2 protein-coding genes and 1 pseudogene are annotated in these 2,041 nt (G+C 67.0%); all 3 read left to right on the top strand.

The window, feature by feature from the left end:
• Positions 1–182 (top strand): annotated as a pseudogene (locus tag ACZ4Z5_RS33305) (GNAT family N-acetyltransferase); the annotation flags it as partial.
• Positions 183–226: 44 nt separating this feature from the next.
• Positions 227–1,108, top strand: a complete 882-nt coding sequence (locus tag ACZ4Z5_RS33300; RefSeq protein ID WP_468270016.1) for a S41 family peptidase — start codon at positions 227–229, stop codon at positions 1,106–1,108.
• A 91-nt stretch (positions 1,109–1,199) separates the two neighbouring features.
• A protein-coding gene (locus ACZ4Z5_RS33295; protein ID WP_468270014.1) for an IS5 family transposase occupies positions 1,200–2,041 on the top strand; the annotation gives its coding sequence in 2 pieces (ribosomal slippage) (positions 1,200–1,589 and positions 1,592–2,041; 840 coding nt annotated over the 2 pieces). This gene is flagged as partial in the annotation.

Below are 2,041 nucleotides of genomic sequence, written 5' to 3'. Positions count from 1 at the left end.
AGTCGCGTGGTTCCGACGGGCGAGCGCGTGCGGCTTCCGGTCACCGTCGTTGCGGATCCCGGATCCCGGATCCGGCGTTCCACGTGGCGAAGCTGTGGATGACCGGGACGTTCGTCTACTCCGAGGCGTTCTGGGCGAACGACTGCGTAGGACTGCGCGACCCCGGCGCCACCCAGCGCTGAGAAACCGCTGGGCATCGGTTCGGCCTTGACCTACGATCGCGCGAATGATCACTCATGGAGCGATACTCGACGCCGCCCTCGCCCGGATCACCGCTGATTACGTGTTCCCCGAGAAGACGGCGGCCATTGAAGTGGCGATCCGGAACCGGCTGGCGGAAGGCGCTTATGAGGGCCTGGACGAGCGGGGGCTGTGCGAGCGGGTCACAGAGGACTTGCAGGGGGTGTGTCCGGACAAGCACCTGCGGCTGCTGTGGAGCGAGGAGCCGCAGTCGATGGACGAGGAGCCGGAGGACGTCGCCCGGGCCCGGTTCGAGCGGTACGCACGGGAGAAGAACTACGGAATCCGGCGGGCGGAGCAGCTCGACGGCAACATCGGCTACCTTGATCTACGCATGATTCCCCCGGCCGGGTTGGGCGGTCTCGCGATCGCTGCCGCGATGCAACTGGTCGCTTCCACCGAGGCGTTGGTCATCGACCTGCGGCAGTGCAGCGGCGGTTCGCCGGAGGGCGTGCAGCTGTGGTGCAGCTACTTCTTCGCTAACGACGAGGTGCACCTCAACGACATCTATGACCGGACTACCGACTCCACCCGCCAGTACTGGACCCTTGGGCACCTCACCGCGCCGCGCTATTCGGACCGGCCGGTGGCGGTGCTGACCAGCGACTTCACGTTCTCCGGTGGGGAGGAGCTGTCGTACAACCTGAAGGTGCTCAAGCGTGCGACGCTGGTCGGGCAGACGACGCGCGGTGGCGCCCACCCGACGGCTCGGATTCCTATTGCGCCGCATGTGACGGTGACCGTGCCGGCGGCCCGCTCGATCAACCCGGTCACCGGCACCAACTGGGAGGGCGTCGGCGTCGAGCCGGACGTGGCGGTTACCGCTGAGGACGCGCTGGAGAAGGCGCTGGAACACCTTCGCGCGTAGTTGAGTCCCCGGCTGCTCGGTCCTGAGCAGCCGGGGGATTGGCTATGGTGTTTTTCCGAAGTGGATCAAGGCCATGAGATGATCACGTTCCATGGCTCGGGGAGATCTGACGGACGCCCAGTGGGCACTGTTGGAAGCGTTGCTGCCGCAGGGCATCAAGCCCGGTCGGCCGCCGGTTCACACCAAGCGGCAACTGATCAATGGCATACGGTTCCGCACCCGCACAGGCATCCCGTGGCGGGATCTGCCCGAACGGTACGGGCCGTGGGAGACGGTGTACGGGCTGTTCCGCCGCTGGCAGCGCGACGGCAGGTGGCACCGGATTCTCGAGCAGCTCCAGGCCCGGGCCGATGCGAAGGGCCTGATCACCTGGGACATCTCTGTGGACTCCACAATCGCTCGCGCGCACCAGCATGCGGCCGGTGCGCGCAAAAGGGGGATCTGCAGGTCGAGTCACCTGGCGGCGTCTTCGCCGAGCCCGACGACCACGGGCTCAGACGTTCTCGCGGTGGACTGACCACCAAGATCCACCTGGCGGTCGAGCAGGCGCAGAAGCTGATGTCGCTCGTGATCACGGCTGGACAGCGAGGTGACTCCCCGCAGTTCCAGGTCGTCCTGGGCCGTATCCGTGTGCCGCGTCTCGGCCCGGGACAGCCGCGCACGCGGCCGGACAAGGTTCGCGCCGACAGGGCGTACGGCTCGCGCGCGAACCGCGTCTACCTGCGCAAGCGCCATATCGGCTGCACGATCCCGGAGAAGCGTGACCAGATCGCCAACCGCAAGAAGCGCGGCTCCCACGGGGGCCGGCCGCCGAATTTCGATAAGGCAGACTACCGCGAACGCCACGCCGTGGAGTGCGGCATCAATCGCCTCAAGCGCCACCGCGCGGTAGCCACGAGATACGACAAACTCGCCGTCCGCTACGAAGCGACC

The organism is Streptomyces sp. NPDC030222 (assembly GCF_055573115.1).
This window is presented reverse-complemented; position numbering and strand designations above follow the sequence as displayed.